Source organism: Streptomyces sp. NBC_00209, assembly GCF_045206345.1.
Classification (GTDB): Bacteria; Actinomycetota; Actinomycetes; order Streptomycetales; family Streptomycetaceae; genus Streptomyces.
On record NZ_CP108121.1, the window covers coordinates 2742675 to 2760961 of the forward strand.

Sequence of the window (18287 nt, forward strand, 5' to 3'; positions counted from 1 at the left end):
GAAGCGTCCGACGCAGTCGCAGGCCGATATACGTCCACACGCTGCCCACTGGCTCCGTACACAAGCCCGCTCACCACAGCGACATCTACGGTCGACATGTGCCCACTCCGTTCCGCATGCAAGGCTCGACCCTGCCGGTGGGCCTACTCAACCGAGCCCTCGCCGACAGGGCGAACGTTGCCTGACGCGCGCCCTCAGTCAGCAGCGTACGAAACGAACTCCGCCCACGCGGTCTCGCCGAAGGCGAGCTGCGGCACGGAGAGGTCCTTCGAGTCGCGGACATGAACCGCGCCGGACGCCGCCGCGACCTCGACGCACGAGTCCCCTTCGCTGCTGCTGCTGTAGCTGCTCTTGAACCACTCCAGCCCGGCAGCACCCCGGGCAGAGGTCTCGCGAATCATGTCTCTCCCAACACTCTTTCGATGAAGGCCCGCGACTCGCGCGGCGGCAGTGCCTGGGCCCGGATCATTCCACAGCGCAGGTCAAGAATCCTGATCTGCTTCTGTTCAGACACCGGCCGACCTGCAAAGGCGCCGTCTGCCCGCCCCACCGCTGAGCCGTCCTCGAACTTCAGCACCTCGACGCCGCCCTCCATGCTCGCGTGGTCCTCACGATGGGTCGGCATCACTTGGATCTCGACGCTCCGCAACTCACTGAGTTCCAAGAGCCGTTCGAGCTGGCCACGCAACACCATTGTGCCCCCGATGGGACGTCGCAGGGTCACCTCTTCCTGCACGAAGCTGAGTGCAGGGGCCGGTGACCTCTCGAAGATCGCCTGCCTGGCGATGCGCGCGGCAAGCACCCGCTCCACTTCGTCCTGCGAGTAAGCGGGACGCCGCATCTCGAACAGGGCTCGCGCGTATTCGGGCGTCTGCAACAGGCCGTGGATGTTGTGGTTGCTGTACAGCGACATCTCAACGGCCCTCGCCTCCAGCTTCGCCAGGTCCCGGACCTTCTTCGGGTATCTCACCGCCGCCAGGTCCTTCTTCATCGCGGCGATCTTCCCGCCCGCCCCGCACACCTCATCCGCCATGTCCAACAGCTCAGGCCGAGGGATCCGCCTACCCCCCTCCACCTTGTAGATCAGGTTCTCCCCGTACCCCAACCGCGTACCGAACTCCGCCGCCGTAAGCCCCGCCGCCTCGCGCCAGGCCCTGATCTGGCGGCCCACGGCGGCGATGACCGCGACGCCCGACTCGTCGTCGGGATCGACGTCCCAGCCGGGTTCGTCCGCCCCGGCGTCGGGCTGCCAGTCCGTACCGATCTCGTCCACACTCATCCGTGCCCCGCTTCCACGCGTGCCGTTCTTCCTCAACCGTGTACGTCCCCCGGGCGTCACCCCGTACAGCGGGGACAACGCTGGACAAGCTCGGGACAATGACCGTACGTAAGCACCGAGTCACTGTTCACGGTAGGCGCCCACGGCCACCCTGAGTGACGTGAACCGAGAAATCACCCGAACCGAACCTTCCGCTCCCGCCCGGCAGTTCGCCGTGCTGCTCTCCCCCACGCGCCGGGGCGCACGGCTCGCCAGGCTGCTCACCACGGCGCATTTGGGCGACTGGGGGCTCCCCACCGAGGCGGCCGCGCACATCGTGGCCGAGCTGGCCGCGAACGCGGCCACGCACGGGCGGGTGCAGGGCCGGGACTTCCGGCTCAGCCTCACCGTCAGCCCGGAACAGCGGCTGCGGATCGAGCTGACGGACACGCGGAGTGACCGCCTCCCCGTCCCCGACGCCCCCAGCCCGTACGCCGAGAGCGGGCGCGGCCTGCTCATCGTCGAGGCGCTGGCGGACCGCTGGGGCGTCGAGGAGGGACCGGTGCCGCGCAAGACGGTCTGGGCCGAGCTCGACCTCGCACCGTGACGCCCCCGACCGCGTCCCGGGTCACCGGGTCGCGGTCCTTCGCGACGTAATAAAGCTTTTAAAGAACCCGGGAAAGAACCAGACCAAAACCCACCCCACCCCGTCTTGACCTGCATCACTCGCGCGAGTGAACTCGGGCAACTGGGCTGGATTCGGGACGGGTTCGCTGGCATATGCTCGCCGCGACAACACCACAGAACGTGACGGCCCCCGGCGAGACGCCAATCTCCACCGAGGGCCTGACCAACACGGAAGAAGCAGACTTCCTGATGGCTACCCCGCAGGTTATCGCGCCCTCTCGCGCCCCTTCCGGCTCCCCCGCCGCAGGCGTCCAGCACGTCAACGTCCGCCACATCTCCGGCTTCACGGTGATCGGCAACCACCTCGTCCAGCACGCGCAGCTCTCGCTGACCGCGATCGGGCTCGCCGCGCACATCCAGTCGCTGCCCACGGGCGCCAGGATCGGCATCAAGCTCCTCGCGGCCCGCTTCCCGGAGAGCGAGGCCCGCATCGCCGCCGCGCTGAAGGAGCTGGAGGCCGCCGGGTACCTGCACCGCAACCGCCTGCGCCTGCCGGACGGGCGCGTCGTCACCCGTACGACGTCGTACAACCACCCGACCGCCACCGCCACCGCCACGGAGCCCGCACCCACCACCCCCGCACCGGCGGCTCCCGCCGCCCCGCGCAGGCAGCCCCCACCGCGCATCCCGGTCGCGACACGGCACCGGGCGGCCGCGCAACTCCTCGCCGGGCTCCGCCGCCACGCGCCCCAACTCACGCTGTCCGCTCAGGACATCAGCGGCCTCGCCCCCTTGGTCACCGTCTGGCTCGACCGCGATGTGCACCCCGCCGCCGTCCAGCACGCGCTGACCAGCGACCTGCCGACGCCCCTCAGGAACCCGGCCGGGTTCCTCCGCAACCGCCTGACCGCGTCCCTTCCTCCCCCGCTCCCCGACGCGACGGCACCGGCCACCGGAGCCGCCCCCCTCCAGGACTGCGACGGCTGCGACCGCGTCTTCCGCGCCCCGGAGCCCGGCCACTGCCGGGACTGCCGCGAGGCCGACACGTACCGAGCCGCCTGGGGCGCGTAGCCGGAGCCCGCAGTGGCGACCTCAACCCCGCTGTGGCAAAAGTGCGTTGACGCGCCTCGGGCGGTGGTCGATCATCGCTGCTTATGCTTCAAAGTGAGATTTGGGATGATCAGGCCGCCCAGAACTATGACACCCCCGGGACCGGCATGTTCGCATCGGAGGTGCTGGGGCCGACGGTGGACCGCCTGGCGGAGCTCACCGGGGGTGGGCGGGCGCTGGAGTTCGCCATCGGGACCGGGCGGGTGGCACTGCCGCTCGCGGAGCGCGGCGTCCCGGTCAGTGGCATCGAGCTGTCGCAGCCGATGGTCGATCAGCTCCGCACCCAAGCGGACGAGGCGGCCATTCCGGTCGTCATCGGCGACATGGTCGCTGCACGAGTCCCGGGCGAGTTCCAACTCGTCTACCTCGTCTACAACGGCATCTCGGTCCTGCTCACGCAGGCTGAGCAGGTTGCCTGTTTCCGAAACGCCGCACGCCACCTCGCGCCAGGCGGGCGGTTCGTCATCGAGCTGTGGGTCCCCGAGCTTCGCAAGTTGCCGCCAGGTCAGCAGGGCGTGGTCTTCGGGTCGGCGCCGGGCTATATCGGGCTCGACACCTACGATGTTCTGCGCCAGCACGTCGTCTCGCACCACTTCGGGTTCGACGCCGACAGTAGCCGTGAGGCGAGCCTGTTTCGCAGCCCACACCGATACATCTGGCCGGCTGAACTCGACCTCATGGCCGAGCTGGCCGGAATGACGCTGGAGTCCAGGCACGCAGACTGGACGGGAGCGGAATTCACCGCGGAGTCGCGCTCCCACGTCTCCGTCTACAGGACGGCCGGCCCGCACTGACCGGGCAAGTCTCCGACGCCTGCGGCTCGTGACGGTCAGGTCACTCGCGTGACGCACGACGATCCACCGGATCACACCTCGCAGCGAGGCCGAATCCCGCAGATGGATCACGCCTCGATACACGCCCCAGTTCCTACCACCCCGTCGGCAGGCTCCTGAGGAACGGGGCGAGCCGGTCCGCGATCAGCCGGTCGTCGCGAGCCGAGGTGTGCCCGTCGCAGCCGAGGAAGTCCAGGCCCGCCTGGTCGAGGAACCAGTAGTGGACTCCCCTGTCACCGGCGTCGTTGCGCGCCTCGACCACCTTCCGCACGTGCTCGGCGTTCCTGTCGAAGCCGACGGCCACGAGGCTGGTGCCCGAGCCGTAGCGCGTCCGCAGTTCCCGGAGGAACTCGTCGTAGGCGGTGCGGTAGGCGACCGCGAGCCCGTCGGGCGTCCACGGTTCACCGGGGGTGAGGTCGGAGAAGTCGTTGGAGCCGAGGTTGACCACCACGATCCGGGGCCGCCACGTGCCCGGGTTCTGCCAGACGTCGCCGTCCACGTCCAGCAGGGCCCGGTCGTAGTAGGTCCGGTACGTGATGTCCGGGATGATGCCGGCGACGTTGCGCACCAGGCCGAGGCCGGAGAAACCGTTGAGCTGGTAATCGGCGTCCAGCAGCCGGGCGGTGAGAGCTCCGTGGCTCACGTCGCTGTTGGTGTTCCGCTTCACCTGCTCCGGATCGCAGGCGTCGGTGTGCGGCACATTGCCGTAGCCCACCGTGATGGAGTCCCCGATGAACTCGATCTGCCGGTCCCGGGGCGCCGGCCTGCGCAGCACGGCACCCCCGGGCGCGGCGACGAAGCCCCCGAACGCGCTGGTCTCCCCGGGGGTGTCGTTCCGCTTGACGACCCGGACCGCGTGCTCGCCGTCCCGCAGGCCGGTGATCCAGTACGTGGTGTCGCCGGGGGTGACCAGGGTGGCGACGGTCGCCCCGTCGACCTGGACGTCGTAGTCGGCGGCCGCGCAGTCGAGCACCACCCCGACCCCGGTCCCGCGAAAGCGGCCCTCGAAGTACACCCCGGGCCAGCTGAACTGCAACGTCTCCCCGCAGTCCTTGACGCGCCCTGCCGTGTGCACCTGCCCCACAGCACTCCGCACGGCGGCCGCCTGCCCCGGGCCCCCTCTTCCGGAAGTCATCCGCTGTCCTCTCTCCGCCCTTGGCGCATCGGTGGATCAGTGCTGAACGTCCGGCATTCCGCTCCTGGACGCAACCGAATTGAGGGGGAGCGACCGCGGCACGGCCGGACCCTCACCCCCAGGCGTCCGCAGGGCTCGCGCAGCTCGACAACCCCGGACTGCGTGCCGCTGATGGTCACCACGCTTCTGGGTGTGGCCAACCGAAACTTCCCGCCCCGGCCGGACGTCTCTCCCCACATGGACACCGCACACACGACCCCCCGCCGCGAAGCCCTCACCGGCACCGCAGGGCTCCTCACAGCGGCGATCGGCGCGCTCGTGGGCCTCGTGGCCTGGCTTCCGTACGGCCGGAGCAGTCTCTCCGGCGCCTTCGAGAGCGAGCGCAACACCGCCGTCCTGTTCCTGGGCCTCCCCCTGCTCCTGCTCGGCGGCACCCTCACGGCCCTGGCCGCCTTCGCCGCCGTACGCGGCCGGTGGCGCACCGCGCTGACCCTCACGGCGGCCGTCGCGGGACTCGCCGCGCTCGGCGTCGGCCTCGACGTCCTGGCCGGACCACAGGCGGCGAGCGACTGCGGCTCGCCCTGCTAGGCGCTGTCGGCCCGCCGCCCGGACGCCCAGCGGCACGCATCCGCGTACGCGGTCTCCAGCGGGCCGAAGATCTGCGGCGCGGCGGGGACGATGCCGCCGGGGCCGAGCCGGGTGGCGATGCCGGAGCGTTCCAGGAGCCGGAGAAGGGCGGGGTCGACGCCGCACAGGATCAGTCGGCCGCCCTGGCCCTCAAGGCGGGCGGCGTAGCGGTCGAGGAGCTTGAGCATCGCCGAGGAGGGCACGTCGGGCAGGACGCGGAGGGTCAGGACGAGGACCGCCCCGCGCGCCCCGTCCACCCCGGGCAACTGGCTCTCGATCCTGGGCAGCTCGGCGAAGAAGGAGGAGCCCGCGTACTCCAGGACGGTGACCGTGCCCGGTGCGAGGGCGGTCGGCGATTCGGCGGTCTCCCAGCTCCCGGGGCCACCGGCGCCGTCCGGGGTGCGGCGCAGCGCGACGAGCTCGGCCTGCCGCGCGGCCTGGGCGCAGTACAGCAGGAGAGAGAGGACGGCGCCCAGCACGATGGCCTGCTGGAGGGGGATCTGGGTGGTGGCCAGGAACGTGAGGATCATCGCCGCCGACGACATCCGTGAGGTACGCAGGACGAGGAGGATGTCGTGGCGCTTGCCCCAGATGAGTTCGCCGCCGACGACCAGGATCAGCCCGCCGATCACGGGCATCGGGATGCGCTCGGCGAGCGACCCGGCCACCAGGACGACCAGGGCGAGGAAGACGCCGGAGACGACTCCCGCCCAGCGGGTGCGGGCCCCGGCGGAGACCGCGACACCGGTACGTGAGAGCGAACCGCCCGACGGCATGGCCTGGAACAGGCCACCGGCGAGGTTGGCGTACCCCTGGGACCGGAAGTCGCCGTTGACGTCGGAGCGGGTGCCGTCCGGGTTCGGCATCGACGGCGCGATCCCCGCGGCCTGGGCGAGGGCGACCAGCGCCACCGAGAACGCCCCGCCGATCAGGTGCGGCACGGCGGACAGGTCGGGTGCGGTGAAGGAGGGCAGGGCCATGGGGATGGCGGCGATGTCCTTGACCAGCTCCACGTCGGTGGAGAGGAGCGCAGCCCCGATGCTGGTGACGACCATCGCGATCAGCAGGGCGACGGGTTCGAGGCGTTGGACGGCTCTGGCCGCCGCCCAGATCGCGATCGTGACGGCGGCGGTGGCGGTCGCCGCGCCCTGCCAGCTCCCGACGTGCACCAGCCAGTCGCCGAGCTGGTAGAGCTTGTTGTGGCCCTGAGGCGTGTAGGCGGTCGCGTCCTTCAGGACGCCCGTCATGATCTGCAGGGCGATGCCGGTGGAGAAGCCGGTCATCACCGCGTTCGACACGAAGCTCATGACCGCGCCGAGCCGCAGAACTCCCAGGAGCAGCATCGCCGCGCCGACCATCAAGGTCAGCATGGCCACATTCCCGGCGTCCTTGGGGTCGAGTCCCGCGTCCGACAGGACACTCTTCGAGGTCAGGGCGATCGCGCTGGTCAGTGTGGTGACCATGAGGACCGTACGGGAGGTCAGCGAGCCCACGATCGCGGGCACCACGCCCGCGTACAGGCCGGCGACCGGGTTGAACCCGGCGATCGAGGCGTACGCCATCCCCTCGGGGATCGAGAACAGACCGGTCACCGCCCCGGAGGCCGCGTCCGAAGCCTTCGGCCGGCCCAGTCCGGCGAGCGCACGACGGGCCCGGCTCGCGGCGGCCCGCGTCACGAGAGGCCGGCGAGCGCGTCACCGATGTACTTGACGCCGAGCACGACGAGGACGGTGGTCATGATCGCCGCGTTGTGGGCGGACATCCACTCCTTCCACTCGCCCAGCACCCGGGCCGAGCGACTGCCGCCCAGCAGGTAGACACCGAGGGGCAGCAGCGTGCACAAGGAGCCGATGAGCACCATCAGCACGGCGGCCACCGTCTTGCCGGGGCCCGAGGCGGAGGCGGTCGCGATCGAGACGGCACCGCCGACGGCCAGCACCAGGTTCTTGGGGTTGGCGGCCACCAGCGCGACCGCGAGCCCGGCCGCCTTGACCGCGGTGAACCGGTCCAGGGCCCGCATCCACTTCGGCGCCGCGCTCTCGTGTCCTTCGCGTGGCCGGCCGCGCCACTGCTTCCACGCCATCAGCACGAACAGCGCGCCCAGGGCCAGCTTGAGCCAGTACGCCCACGAGGGCTTCTCCCCCTCGGTCTGCAGTCCGCTGCCCGCCGCCACGACGACGGCGACGACGGCCGCCAGACCCGCCACCCAGCCGACGGTGAACGCGATGCCGTTCGCCCGGCCCTTCGGGGTGGCCAGCATCAGGATCACCGCGATCAGCGGCAGCGGGCTGATCGCGATACCCACCGCCGAGGTGAGCATCGCTCCGATCGCCTCACCCATGTGTGCCTCCTCGGCCCCGGCGTACCCGGCCCTCCCATTGAGCACCGCGCCCACCGCCCCTCGCCCGCAGGGCGCGGCCACACGGGTGCCCCCGGAGACGACTACGCCGGATGCGCCTCCCGCCACGCCCGCATCGACCGGTCCCACTCCTCCCCGGTCAACGCCGTGAGCGACGCCGGGAACAGGCCGTCCTCCTCCTTGGCGATGTGGTGGTGCAGCTCGGCCACCGCCTCGCGCAGCCGGGCGATGTCCTCGGCGCTGCTCAGGTCGATCCCCCGGAGGAACGCGCCGAGTTCGCGGTGTTCGCGTACGAGCGCCTCGATGTAGTCCGCGTACTCCGGGTCGGCGCTCATCACCGCGAAGAGACCCTGCTCCTCGCCCTGCCAGTGCGCCACGAGCTCCCGCTCCATGCGGGCGACCAGGTCCGGGACGAGGGCCCGGTCCCCGTCGTCCAGCGCACGCAGGGCGGCGCCCGCCGTGTCCGTGACGGACTCGTGCTCCGCGATGAACTCCTTGATCAGGGGGATCTCGCGGCAGCCGCAGTAATGGCACATAAGGGGCACTTTGCCACACGCGTACCGGCCCGCTACGCGTCGCGCCCGCGCAGCAGCAGCCCTCCCGCCAGCAGGGCGGCGGCCGCCCACGCCGCGAGCACGCCCAAGCCGGCCCAGGGCCCGATGGGCAGCTCGCGCACATGGACCGTGGCCTGCACGGCGAGCCCGGCGGTCATGGGCGAGACCTGCTGGAGGTGGCGCTGCCACTCCGGGTCCTGGACCACCCCGATCACGACCGGGAAGACATAGAGCAGCCCGAGCACGATCCCGATGGCGGTCGCCGCATCCCGTACCGCCGTCGCCACGCCGAGACCGAGCAGGGCGACGAGGGCGAGGTAGAGCACCGAGCCCGCGGCCGCGCGCAGGGTCGGGCCGTCGGCCAGGGACAACGGGGCGTAGCCGTGCGCCTCGGTGAATCCGCTGCCGGGCAGGATCAGGCGGCCACCGAGGAGCGAGGCCAGAACGGCCACCGTGCCGGAGGCCAGGACGACCGCCGTGAGGACCGTCGCCTTGGCCGCGAACACGGTCATCCGGTCCGGCATCGCCGTGAGCGTCGTACGGATCATGCCGGTCCCGTACTCCCCGCTGACGGCCAGCACCGCGAGGACGGTGACGACCGCCTGGCCGACCGTGACGCCGGTCAGGGCGAGCTTGACGGCGTCCCGGCCGCATCCCGTGTCCGGGCACTTCACGGCCCCGGCCGTACCGCAGCCGACCGCCGCGGTCAGCGCGACGGCGAGCAGGAGCAGCCTCCCCAGGTCCCCCTCCGTGCGCAGCTTCGTCCACTCCGCGCGCAGGGCGCTCATACGTCCCTCCCGCGCACCCGCACCACGGCCAGCCCGTACGCGAGCGCCGCGTACCCGCACAGCACGGCGAGCCCCGCCCACGGCGCGAGCGGGAAGTACCCGGTCGACGGCTCGTACACGCTGAGCACCTGCGCGTACCGCGGCAGCGTCTGCTGCACGGCGAAGCCCGCGGCCGGGGTCACCCGCAGCAGCCACTCCGCGGCGCCCGCGGGCAGCACACCGGAGACGGCGAGCAGGAAGGGCAGCACCAGCGACGCGACGACCAGCGCGACCGCCGTCCCGCTGCGCCGCAGCAGCGCGCCGACGCCGAGAGCGAGTACGGCGGCCGCCGCGCAGAGCAGGCCGGTCCCGGCCACGACCCGCAGTTCGGTCGCCGTCGTGACGGGGAAGACGAGGAAACCCCTGCCGCGCGCACCGCTGGCCCCGAGGGGGACGGCGATTGCCGCGGCGACCAGCCCGACGGCACCCGCGACGCCCCCGGCGACCAGCGCCTTGGTGCCGAGCACCCGGCCTCGCCGGGGTGTGGCCGTCATGCTCGTACGCAGCAGACCCCGCCGGTACTCGCCGGTGATGAAGACCGTGGCCACGACGATCACCGCGATCAGCCCGGCGAAGGTGCCGACGAGGAAGTTCTCGACGGAGAAGCCGACGCCCATCACGGGTCCGCCGACGACCGGCGCGATGTCACCGGCCCCGGTCACGGCGAACCCCTCGCCGGTCCGGGTGAAGCCGCCCTTGAGGGTGTCCGTGTAGCTGCCGGAGGTGCCCGCGTCGCCGCCCACCTGCGTGCCGCGCCACGGGGTCCGGGACCAGCCGCCGGTCAGGGCGGGGCGGCCGAAGGTGCCGGTGGCCACGGCGGGGCTGAAGCCCGCGCCCGCCCCGGTGTCCTGTTTCGCCTGCGGTGACGTGGCGAAGAGCCCGGCCCGCACGGTGCGCGCGAGCCCGGGCAGCCGCGCCCGGCCGACCTCGGTCCAGCGGGAGCCGTCGGCGGAGGCGTAACCGGTGAGCCGGTCACCGGAGCGGACCAGGCGCAGCCACCGCTGCGGGGCCTCGGGGCCCGCCGTGTCGTGCGTGTAGTCGTACTGCATGCGGATGCCGTGGGCGCCGGTGGCCATGAGCGCCGCGTACGGGGCCCCCTGGGCGAGGCTCTCCTTGACGATGATCCCGGCCTTGGCCCAGGGCTGGGCGCCGCGAGCCGTCTTCCCGGCCCCGGTGTCGGCCACACCCGCGAGGGACCGCAGGGGGACGGTGAGAGTGCCGTCGCCGGTGAGCGTCCGGTGGACGAAGTAGAAGCTGTCGTTGACGGCCTCGCCGCCGGGGCCCCTCGGGTACGAGGCGTCGGCGCCGCGCCCGCCGGGGCCCGGGGCGGCCGTTCCGAGCAGGCCGACCACGATCGTCGCCAGGAGCGCCCCGGCCATGGTGAGGACCCAGCCCCGCACCGTACGGAACTTCGTCCACTCGGCGTGCAGCGTCGCGAGGAAGCCGGTGTGCCTCGTGCGGATGGCGGTCATCGCGTGCCCTCCCCCGCCGGAACGCCCCGGTACTCCACCGCGTCCCGGGTGAGCTCCATGTACGCCTCCTCCAGCGTCGCCCGGTGCGCGGACACCTGCGAGAACGGCACTCCGGTCCGGGCGAGCAGGGCCACGACCGCCTCGTCGGCCAGGCCGGTCACACCGAGGGTGTCGGGGCCGGTGACGAGCACGGTGGCGCCCGCGCCGCGCAGGGCCTCGGCGGCGCGCTCCGGTGCGGAGGTGCGCAGGACGACCCGGCCGCCGGACGCCTCGGCGAGCAGCGCGGAGACGGCGGTGTCCGCGAGGACCCGGCCCCGCCCGATCACCACCAAGTGATCTGCGGTGTCCTCCAGTTCGCCCATCAGATGGCTGGAGACCAGAACGGCGCGGCCGTCCCGGGCCAGCGACGACAGGACGCCGCGCATCCATACGATGCCGTCGGGATCGAGGCCGTTGAACGGCTCGTCCAGCATGAGTACCGGCGGGTCGCCGAGGAGCGCCGCCGCGATGCCCAGGCGCTGGCGCATCCCCAGCGAGAAGCCGCCCGCCCTGCGCCGGGCCGCCGCGCCCAGGCCGGCCTGTTCGATGACCTCGTCCACCCGCCGGGCGGGCAGGCCCTGGGAGTGGGCCAGCCACAGCAGGTGGTTGCGGGCGGTGCGGCCCGGCTGCACCGCGGAGGCGTCGAGCAGGGCCCCCAGATGCCGGAACGGCCGGCGCAGGGTGCGGTACGGCACCCCGCCGACCAGGGCCTCCCCGTCCTCGGCCGCGTCGAGGCCCAGGACGACGCGCATGGTGGTGGACTTGCCCGCGCCGTTCGGCCCGACGAAGCCGGTCACACGCCCGGGCCGCACGGTGAACGTCATCCCGTCCAGGGCCAGTCGGGCGCCGAAGCGTTTACGGAGGCCGATGACCTCGATCGTCGCGCTCGTACTCTCATCGCTCATGGCCACACCCTGGGAGGCACCGCGTCACAGCAGCCGAACAGCCGCTGTCATCCCGCTGTTAGGCGCCTCCGCCTAGCCTGACCCGTACCGGCCGTGGCGAGAGGGGAGCACGCGGATGACATGGGGTCCTCCCCGACGGCTCGCGGGCCCGCGCCGCACCACCGCCCGCACCCGCTTCACCGCCCTGTACGTGACGCTGTTCCTGCTGTCGGGAACGGCACTGCTCACCATCGCTGCCGTGGTCGCCTCCGGCGGTACGCGGGACAGCCGGACCGCCCCCGGTGGCACCGGGCAGCCCGCGGCGGCCCGGGCCCAGGACCGCGTCGCCGAGCTGGAGCAACAGTTGGCCCAGGCACACGACGACCGGACCCGGCAGATCCTGACCGGCTGCGCCATCGCCCTCGGCGTGATGGTGGTCCTCTCGGCCGTCCTCGGCTGGTTCGTCGCCGGCCGGGTACTGCGCCCGCTGCGCGTGATGACGGCGGCCACCCGCCGGATCACCGCCGACGGCCTGCACGAACGCCTGGCCATGGACGGGCCCGGCGACGAGGTGAAGGAACTCGCCGACACGATCGACGATCTCCTCGGCCGCTTGGAGAGCTCCTTCGAAGGCCAGCGCCTCTTCGTCGCGAACGCCTCCCACGAGCTGCGCACACCACTCACCACGATGCGGGCCTCGCTGGACGTCGCCCTCGCCAAGCCGGGCCCGCTCCCCCCGCCCACGACCACCCTGGCCGCCCGGCTGCGCACCGAACTCGACCAAGTGGACCGGCTGCTGGAGAACTTCCTCGTCCTGGCCCGCAGCCGGCAGGGCGAATTCACCGACACGGCGTGTCTCGCCCTCGCCCCGCTCGCCTCGGCCGCCCTGGCGGACCGCGCGGAGGACATCGCGGCCGGGGACCTGACCGTACGCCAGGACCGGGCCGACGGGACCGCGTGGGTGTCCGGCAGCCCGACGCTGCTGCGCCGCGCGGTCGACAACCTGGTCGACAACGCCGTCGTGCACAACGGCCCCGGCGGCTGGATCGGTGTCGCGGTCCGGGCGGAGGGAAGCGCGGTGTCCCTGGTCGTGGAGTCGGGCGGACCGGTCCTCGGCCAGGAGGCGGTGACGGACCTCGTCCGGCCCTTCCGGCGCCTGGGCGGCGATCGGACGGGCACCGGCCGGGGCAGCGGGCTCGGGCTCTCCATCGTCGCGGCCATCGCCCGGGCCCACCACGGCACCCTGGACCTGCGCGCCCGCCCCGCCGGCGGCCTGCGCGTCACGCTCACCCTGCCCGGCGCGGGCACGGAGGCGGCGCCGTGAGAGTCCTGGTGGTCGAGGACGCCCGCACCCTCGCCGAGGTCGTCGCCGAGGGGCTGCGCGACCAGGGCATGGCCGTCGACGTGGCCCACGACGGCCTCGACGCCGCGGCCAAGCTGGACGCCACCGGGTACGACGTCGTCGTGCTCGACCGGGACCTGCCGGGCATCCACGGCGACACCCTCTGCCGGATGATCACCGAGCGCGACGGCCGGGCGATGGTCCTGATGCTGACGGCCGCGGGTTCGCCGGGCGACCGGGTCAGCGGTCTGACCCTGGGCGCCGACGACTACCTGGGCAAGCCGTTCCACTTCCCCGAGCTCGTCCTGCGCGTCCGCGCCCTGGCCCGCCGCCGCCCGGCCGCCCGGCCCCGCACCCTGAGCGCGGCGGGCATCGAGCTCGACCCGGTGCACCGGACCGCCGGCCGCGACGGCCGCCGGCTCGACCTCTCCGTCAAGGAGTTCGCCGTCCTCGAAGCGCTCCTGGCAGCGAGCCCCGCCTTCCTCAGCGCGGAAGACCTGCTCGAACAGGTCTGGGACGAGCACGCCGACCCCTTCACCAACACGGTCGCCGTGACCATCAGCCGCCTGCGCCGCAAGCTCGGCGAACCCGCGATCATCGCCACCACCCCGGGCGTGGGATACCGGATCGCCGGGCCGGACGCCCTCTGACAGACTCCCGCCATGCATGTACGTACCACCCAAGCCTGGGACCTGCGTCCCGCCGCCCCCGCCGACCTGGCCGACATAGTCGAGCTCCGGGCCGTCGTGATGCGCCCCGACCTGGTCCGCCTCGGCCGCTACGACGAGCACCGGGTGCGGCAGCGGATGCGTGACTCGTACGTCCCCGAGCACACCTCGGTCCTCGTGGTGGACGGCCGCTTCGCGGGCTGCGTGACGCTGAAGCCGTACGAGGACGGGTGGTGCCTGGAGAGCTTCTTCCTGGACGCGGCGCTCCAGGGGCGGGGCATCGGCTCCGGCGTGCTGCGGCGCCTGCTGGCGCGTACGGACGCGGAAGGGGCGCCGGTGCGGCTCAACGTGCTCCAGGGCAGCGCCGCGCGGCGGCTGTACGAGCGGCACGGCTTCGTGACCGAGCGGGAGGACCCGGTGGACGTGTTCATGGTCAGGTGGCCCGAGCCTGCCGCGTAAGCCCGTAAGAACACCGAAGGGCCCCGCCCCACCGCGTGAACGGTGGGACGGGGCCCTTCTTGGTGCTCTGTGCGGAGCAACCAGGTCAGACGATCAAGTGATTACTTGATGATCTTGGTGACCTGGCCGGCGCCCACGGTCCGGCCACCCTCACGGATGGCGAACTTCAGGCCCTCTTCCATGGCGACCGGCTGGATCAGCGCGACGTCCATGAGGGTGTTGTCACCCGGCATGACCATCTCGGTGCCCTCGGGGAGGGTCACCACGCCCGTCACGTCCGTGGTACGGAAGTAGAACTGGGGGCGGTAGTTGTTGAAGAACGGGGTGTGACGGCCACCCTCGTCCTTCGACAGGATGTACGCCTGGGCCTGGAACTCGGTGTGCGGCGTGACCGAACCGGGCTTGATGATGACCTGGCCGCGCTCGACGTCCTCGCGCTTGATGCCACGGAGGAGCAGACCGACGTTCTCACCGGCCTGGCCCTCGTCGAGCAGCTTGCGGAACATCTCGATGCCGGTGACCGTGGTGGTGGTCTTCTCGGTCTTGATACCGACGATGTCGACGGTCTCGTTGACCTTGAGGACACCACGCTCGATACGGCCGGTGACGACCGTGCCGCGACCGGTGATCGTGAAGACGTCCTCGATGGGCATGAGGAACGGCTTCTCGACGTCACGCTCGGGCTGCGGGATGTTCTCGTCGACGGCCTTCATCAGGTCGAGGACGGTCTGACCCCACTCCTTGTCGCCCTCAAGGGCCTTGAGCGCCGAGACCTTGACGACCGGAAGGTCGTCGCCCGGGAACTCGTACTCGGAGAGCAGCTCGCGGACCTCGAGCTCGACGAGCTCCAGGATCTCCTCGTCGTCCACCATGTCGGCCTTGTTCAGGGCGACGACGATGTACGGAACGCCGACCTGGCGGGCCAGGAGCACGTGCTCCTTGGTCTGCGGCATCGGGCCGTCGGTGGCGGCGACCACGAGGATGGCGCCGTCCATCTGCGCGGCACCGGTGATCATGTTCTTGATGTAGTCCGCGTGACCCGGGCAGTCGACGTGCGCGTAGTGACGCGACTCCGTCTGGTACTCGACGTGCGCGATCGAGATCGTGATACCGCGCTGGCGCTCCTCGGGAGCCTTGTCGATCTGGTCGAAGGCCGAAGCCTCGTTCAGGTCCGGGTACGCGTCGTGCAGCACCTTGGTAATGGCGGCCGTGAGGGTCGTCTTACCGTGGTCGATGTGACCGATGGTGCCGATGTTGACGTGCGGCTTAGTCCGCTCGAACTTTGCCTTCGCCACTGGGGTCCTCCTGAGTGGTTCTGTACGCCTTGCTTCATCGGCGCCAGGTGATCTTTGCTGGAATGCCGGTGCCGGGGGCATTCGCCACGCTGCTTACGCGGTGCGACGAATGCCCGACCGGGCTCCGGTGACAAGCCTAAAGCGTGAGCTCGGAAGAGTTACTCGCCCTTGGCCTTCGCGATGATCTCCTCGGCGACGTTCCGCGGAACCTCGGCGTAGGAGTCGAACTGCATCGAGTAGCTTGCGCGACCCGAGGTCTTGCTGCGGAGGTCTCCGACGTAGCCGAACATCTCCGAGAGGGGCACGAGGCCCTTCACGACGCGAGCGCCGCTGCGCTCCTCCATGGCCTGGATCTGGCCACGGCGGGAGTTGAGGTCGCCGATGACATCGCCCATGTAGTCCTCGGGCGTGGTGACCTCGACGGCCATCATCGGCTCAAGGAGCACGGGGGACGCCTTGCGGGCACCCTCCTTGAACGCCTGCGAACCGGCGATCTTGAAGGCGAGCTCCGAGGAGTCGACCTCGTGGTAACCACCGTCGAGAAGGATGACGCGGACGCCGACCATCTCGTAACCGGCCAGGATGCCGAACTGCATGGCTTCCTGGGCACCCGCGTCCACCGAGGGGATGTACTCACGGGGGATGCGGCCACCGGTGACCTTGTTGACGAACTCGTACGACGCGTCGCCGCCCTCAAGGGGCTCGATGGCGATCTGCACCTTCGCGAACTGGCCGGTACCACCAGTCTGCTTCTTGTGCGTGTAGTCGATGCGCTCGACGGCCTTACGGATCGTCTCGCGGTACGCGACCTGCGGCTTGCCGACGTTCGCCTCGACGCGGAACTCGCGCTTCATGCGGTCGACGAGCACCTCGAGGTGCAGCTCGCCCATACCACCGATGATGGTCTGGCCGGTCTCCTCGTCGGAGTGCACCTGGAAGGACGGGTCCTCCTCGGAGAGGCGCTGGATGGCGACACCCAGCTTCTCCTGGTCACCCTTGGACTTGGGCTCGATCGCGACCTGAATGACCGGCGCCGGGAAGTCCATGGACTCCAGGATGACCGGGTTCTTGTCGTCGCACAGCGTCTCACCGGTGGTGGTCTGCTTCAGGCCCATGACGGCGATGATGTCGCCGGCGCCCACCGAGTCGATCTCCTCACGCTTGTTCGCGTGCATACGGTAGATCTTGCCGATGCGCTCCTTCTTGCCCTTGACGGAGTTCAGCACCGCGGTGCCGGCGTCCAGGCGACCGGAGTAGATCCGGACGAAGGTGAGCTTGCCGAGGTGCGGGTCGCTCGCGATCTTGAACGCCAGAGCCGACAGCGGCTCCTCGTCCGAGGGCTTGCGCTTGATGACGGTCTCGGCGTCCTTGGGGTCGTGGCCCTCGATGGCCTCGACGTCCAGGGGGGAAGGCAGGTAGCGGACGACCGCGTCGAGCAGGGGCTGGACGCCCTTGTTCTTGAACGCGGTGCCACAGAACACCGGGGTGACGGTGACGGAGTCGGCGCTGCCCCGGGAGGCCAGGGTGATACGGCGGACCGCCTCGTGCAGCTGCTCCTGGGTGGGCTCGGTGCCCTCCAGGTACAGCTCCATCATGGCGTCGTCGTTCTCGGCCACGGCCTCAAGCAGCTTGCCGCGCCACTCGTCGGCCTGGTCCTGCAGGTCGGCCGGGATGTCAACGACGTTGTACATCTCGCCCTTGGCGGCCTCTTCGGGGTACACGAACGCCTTCATCGACACCAGGTCGACGACGCCCGTGAAGTCCGCCTCGGCACCGATCGGCAGCTGCATGACGATCGGGGTCGCGCCGAGGCGGTCCACGATCATGTCGACGCAGCGCAGGAATTCGGCGCCGGTGCGGTCGAGCTTGTTGACGAAGCAGATACGCGGCACGCCGTAGCGGTCCGCCTGACGCCAGACAGTCTCGGACTGCGGCTCGACGCCGGCCACACCGTCGAACACGGTGACGGCGCCGTCGAGGACGCGGAGCGAACGCTCCACCTCGACGGTGAAGTCGACGTGACCCGGGGTGTCAATGATGTTGATGGTGTGGTCAACATCGTTGAGCGGCCAGTGACAGGTCGTCGCGGCGGACGTGATGGTGATGCCGCGCTCCTGCTCCTGCTCCATCCAGTCCATCGTGGCAGCGCCGTCGTGGACCTCACCGATCTTGTACGAAACGCCGGTGTAGAACAGGATCCGCTCAGTGGTGGTCGTCTTGCCCGCGTCGATGTGGGCCATGATCCCAATGTTGCGGACCTTGGCCAGGTCAAGCGAAGTGGTGGCCATAAGGCTCAGTCTTCTCTCGGTCTCGATGGGGGTAGCGACTACCAGCGGTAGTGCGCGAAGGCCTTGTTGGACTCGGCCATCTTGTGGGTGTCCTCACGCTTCTTGACGGCAGCGCCAAGACCGTTCGAGGCGTCGAGCAGCTCGTTCATGAGCCGCTCGGTCATCGTCTTCTCGCGGCGGGCGCGGGAGTAACCCACGACCCAGCGGAGGGCCAGAGTGGCGGCACGACCGGGCTTGACCTCGATCGGCACCTGGTAGGTGGCGCCACCGACACGGCGGGACTTGACCTCAAGCGAGGGCTTGACGTTCTCCAGCGCGCGCTTCAGCGTGATCACCGGGTCGGCGCCGGTCTTCTCACGAAGACCCTCCATGGCGCCGTACACGATCCGCTCGGCGGTGGAACGCTTGCCGTCGAGCAGGATCTTGTTGATCAGCGAGGTGACAAGAGGAGAGCTGTAGACCGGGTCGATGATGACCGGGCGCTTCGGGGCGGGGCCCTTACGAGGCATT

19 protein-coding genes are annotated in these 18287 nt (G+C 70.8%); 7 read left to right on the forward strand and 12 right to left on the reverse strand.

Features of this window, described 5'->3' with window-relative positions; translation table 11 throughout:
- Positions 1-194: 194 nt before the first annotated feature.
- Positions 195-401: a DUF397 domain-containing protein gene (locus tag OG867_RS12085; RefSeq protein WP_406284913.1), complete on the reverse strand. Its 207-nt coding sequence runs from the start codon at positions 399-401 to the stop codon at positions 195-197.
- A complete protein-coding gene (locus OG867_RS12090; RefSeq protein ID WP_406284915.1) occupies positions 398-1279 on the reverse strand; it encodes a helix-turn-helix domain-containing protein in 882 nt (293 codons plus the stop codon). The genes OG867_RS12085 and OG867_RS12090 overlap by 4 nt, the downstream gene beginning before the upstream one ends.
- 160 nt (positions 1280-1439) lie before the next feature.
- Between OG867_RS12090 and OG867_RS12095 the strand changes: the two genes are divergently transcribed.
- From OG867_RS12095 to OG867_RS12105, 3 genes are all read left to right on the forward strand, one after another.
- Positions 1440-1865 (forward strand): ATP-binding protein, encoded by a 426-nt coding sequence (locus OG867_RS12095; protein WP_406284917.1) that lies wholly within the window; start codon positions 1440-1442, stop codon positions 1863-1865.
- 269 nt (positions 1866-2134) lie between these two features.
- The gene (locus OG867_RS12100; RefSeq protein ID WP_406284919.1) at positions 2135-2956 is read left to right on the forward strand and encodes a helix-turn-helix domain-containing protein; all 822 of its coding nucleotides are present in this window, start codon (positions 2135-2137) and stop codon (positions 2954-2956) included.
- A gap of 83 nt (positions 2957-3039) precedes the next feature.
- Positions 3040-3789 (forward strand): class I SAM-dependent methyltransferase, encoded by a 750-nt coding sequence (locus tag OG867_RS12105; RefSeq protein WP_406284922.1) that lies wholly within the window; start codon positions 3040-3042, stop codon positions 3787-3789.
- Between the two features lie 133 nt (positions 3790-3922).
- Here the strand turns inward: OG867_RS12105 and OG867_RS12110 are convergent, their stop codons facing one another.
- Positions 3923-4963, reverse strand: a complete 1041-nt coding sequence (locus tag OG867_RS12110) for a GDSL-type esterase/lipase family protein (RefSeq protein ID WP_406284924.1) — start codon at positions 4961-4963, stop codon at positions 3923-3925.
- Positions 4964-5200: 237 nt separating this feature from the next.
- Between OG867_RS12110 and OG867_RS12115 the strand changes: the two genes are divergently transcribed.
- Positions 5201-5551 (forward strand): hypothetical protein, encoded by a 351-nt coding sequence (locus OG867_RS12115; protein WP_406284926.1) that lies wholly within the window; start codon positions 5201-5203, stop codon positions 5549-5551.
- Here OG867_RS12115 and OG867_RS12120 read toward each other — a convergent pair.
- The 6 genes from OG867_RS12120 to OG867_RS12145 form a co-directional block, all read right to left on the reverse strand.
- On the reverse strand, positions 5548-7266 hold the full coding sequence (locus OG867_RS12120; RefSeq protein ID WP_406284928.1) for a SulP family inorganic anion transporter: 1719 nt from the start codon (positions 7264-7266) through the stop codon (positions 5548-5550). The genes OG867_RS12115 and OG867_RS12120 overlap by 4 nt on opposite strands.
- Positions 7263-7931 (reverse strand): GAP family protein, encoded by a 669-nt coding sequence (locus OG867_RS12125; protein ID WP_406284930.1) that lies wholly within the window; start codon positions 7929-7931, stop codon positions 7263-7265. Before OG867_RS12125 ends, OG867_RS12120 begins: the two co-directional genes overlap by 4 nt.
- 101 nt (positions 7932-8032) lie before the next feature.
- Positions 8033-8485: a hemerythrin domain-containing protein gene (locus OG867_RS12130; RefSeq protein WP_406284932.1), complete on the reverse strand. Its 453-nt coding sequence runs from the start codon at positions 8483-8485 to the stop codon at positions 8033-8035.
- A gap of 32 nt (positions 8486-8517) precedes the next feature.
- On the reverse strand, positions 8518-9291 hold the full coding sequence (locus OG867_RS12135) for an ABC transporter permease (RefSeq protein WP_406284934.1): 774 nt from the start codon (positions 9289-9291) through the stop codon (positions 8518-8520).
- Positions 9288-10802 carry an ABC transporter permease subunit gene (locus OG867_RS12140; RefSeq protein WP_406284936.1) on the reverse strand — a complete coding sequence of 505 codons (1515 nt, stop codon included), beginning with the start codon at positions 10800-10802 and terminating at the stop codon, positions 9288-9290. The genes OG867_RS12135 and OG867_RS12140 overlap by 4 nt, the downstream gene beginning before the upstream one ends.
- Positions 10799-11746: an ATP-binding cassette domain-containing protein gene (locus OG867_RS12145; RefSeq protein ID WP_406284938.1), complete on the reverse strand. Its 948-nt coding sequence runs from the start codon at positions 11744-11746 to the stop codon at positions 10799-10801. The genes OG867_RS12140 and OG867_RS12145 overlap by 4 nt, the downstream gene beginning before the upstream one ends.
- Positions 11747-11861: 115 nt before the next feature.
- On the opposite strand from OG867_RS12145, the gene OG867_RS12150 reads away from it, so the two are divergent.
- The 3 genes from OG867_RS12150 to OG867_RS12160 are packed head-to-tail and all read left to right on the forward strand — an operon-like array spanning position 11862 to position 14194.
- Positions 11862-13049, forward strand: coding sequence for a sensor histidine kinase (locus OG867_RS12150; protein ID WP_406284940.1), 1188 nt, complete (start codon positions 11862-11864; stop codon positions 13047-13049).
- The gene (locus tag OG867_RS12155) at positions 13046-13717 is read left to right on the forward strand and encodes a response regulator transcription factor (RefSeq protein WP_406284943.1); all 672 of its coding nucleotides are present in this window, start codon (positions 13046-13048) and stop codon (positions 13715-13717) included. The genes OG867_RS12150 and OG867_RS12155 overlap by 4 nt, the downstream gene beginning before the upstream one ends.
- Before the next feature lie 12 nt (positions 13718-13729).
- Positions 13730-14194, forward strand: coding sequence for a GNAT family N-acetyltransferase (locus OG867_RS12160; RefSeq protein ID WP_406284945.1), 465 nt, complete (start codon positions 13730-13732; stop codon positions 14192-14194).
- Between the two features lie 101 nt (positions 14195-14295).
- Here the strand turns inward: OG867_RS12160 and tuf are convergent, their stop codons facing one another.
- The 3 genes from tuf to rpsG form a co-directional block, all read right to left on the reverse strand.
- Complete coding sequence (tuf, locus tag OG867_RS12165) at positions 14296-15489, reverse strand: elongation factor Tu (protein WP_328901760.1); 1194 nt, start codon at positions 15487-15489, stop codon at positions 14296-14298.
- A 158-nt stretch (positions 15490-15647) separates the two neighbouring features.
- Positions 15648-17777 carry an elongation factor G gene (fusA, locus tag OG867_RS12170; RefSeq protein WP_406284947.1) on the reverse strand — a complete coding sequence of 710 codons (2130 nt, stop codon included), beginning with the start codon at positions 17775-17777 and terminating at the stop codon, positions 15648-15650.
- A 38-nt stretch (positions 17778-17815) separates the two neighbouring features.
- The gene (gene rpsG / locus OG867_RS12175; protein ID WP_018101248.1) at positions 17816-18286 is read right to left on the reverse strand and encodes a 30S ribosomal protein S7; all 471 of its coding nucleotides are present in this window, start codon (positions 18284-18286) and stop codon (positions 17816-17818) included.
- Between the last annotated feature and the right edge of the window lies 1 nt (position 18287).

What these genes read in the sequence shown, in the direction of transcription:
- OG867_RS12085 (WP_406284913.1), bottom strand. Translation starts at nt 401, where the DNA reads ATGATTCGCGAGACCTCTGCCCGGGGTGCTGCCGGGCTGGAGTGGTTC.
- OG867_RS12090 (WP_406284915.1), bottom strand. Translation starts at nt 1,279, where the DNA reads ATGAGTGTGGACGAGATCGGTACGGACTGGCAGCCCGACGCCGGGGCG.
- OG867_RS12100 (WP_406284919.1), top strand. Translation starts at nt 2,135, where the DNA reads ATGGCTACCCCGCAGGTTATCGCGCCCTCTCGCGCCCCTTCCGGCTCC.
- OG867_RS12105 (WP_406284922.1), top strand. Translation starts at nt 3,040, where the DNA reads ATGCTTCAAAGTGAGATTTGGGATGATCAGGCCGCCCAGAACTATGAC.
- OG867_RS12110 (WP_406284924.1), bottom strand. Translation starts at nt 4,963, where the DNA reads ATGACTTCCGGAAGAGGGGGCCCGGGGCAGGCGGCCGCCGTGCGGAGT.
- OG867_RS12115 (WP_406284926.1), top strand. Translation starts at nt 5,201, where the DNA reads ATGGACACCGCACACACGACCCCCCGCCGCGAAGCCCTCACCGGCACC.
- OG867_RS12125 (WP_406284930.1), bottom strand. Translation starts at nt 7,931, where the DNA reads ATGGGTGAGGCGATCGGAGCGATGCTCACCTCGGCGGTGGGTATCGCG.
- OG867_RS12130 (WP_406284932.1), bottom strand. Translation starts at nt 8,485, where the DNA reads ATGTGCCATTACTGCGGCTGCCGCGAGATCCCCCTGATCAAGGAGTTC.
- OG867_RS12135 (WP_406284934.1), bottom strand. Translation starts at nt 9,291, where the DNA reads ATGAGCGCCCTGCGCGCGGAGTGGACGAAGCTGCGCACGGAGGGGGAC.
- OG867_RS12140 (WP_406284936.1), bottom strand. Translation starts at nt 10,802, where the DNA reads ATGACCGCCATCCGCACGAGGCACACCGGCTTCCTCGCGACGCTGCAC.
- OG867_RS12145 (WP_406284938.1), bottom strand. Translation starts at nt 11,746, where the DNA reads ATGAGCGATGAGAGTACGAGCGCGACGATCGAGGTCATCGGCCTCCGT.
- OG867_RS12150 (WP_406284940.1), top strand. Translation starts at nt 11,862, where the DNA reads ATGACATGGGGTCCTCCCCGACGGCTCGCGGGCCCGCGCCGCACCACC.
- OG867_RS12160 (WP_406284945.1), top strand. Translation starts at nt 13,730, where the DNA reads ATGCATGTACGTACCACCCAAGCCTGGGACCTGCGTCCCGCCGCCCCC.
- fusA (WP_406284947.1), bottom strand. Translation starts at nt 17,777, where the DNA reads ATGGCCACCACTTCGCTTGACCTGGCCAAGGTCCGCAACATTGGGATC.
- rpsG (WP_018101248.1), bottom strand. Translation starts at nt 18,286, where the DNA reads ATGCCTCGTAAGGGCCCCGCCCCGAAGCGCCCGGTCATCATCGACCCG.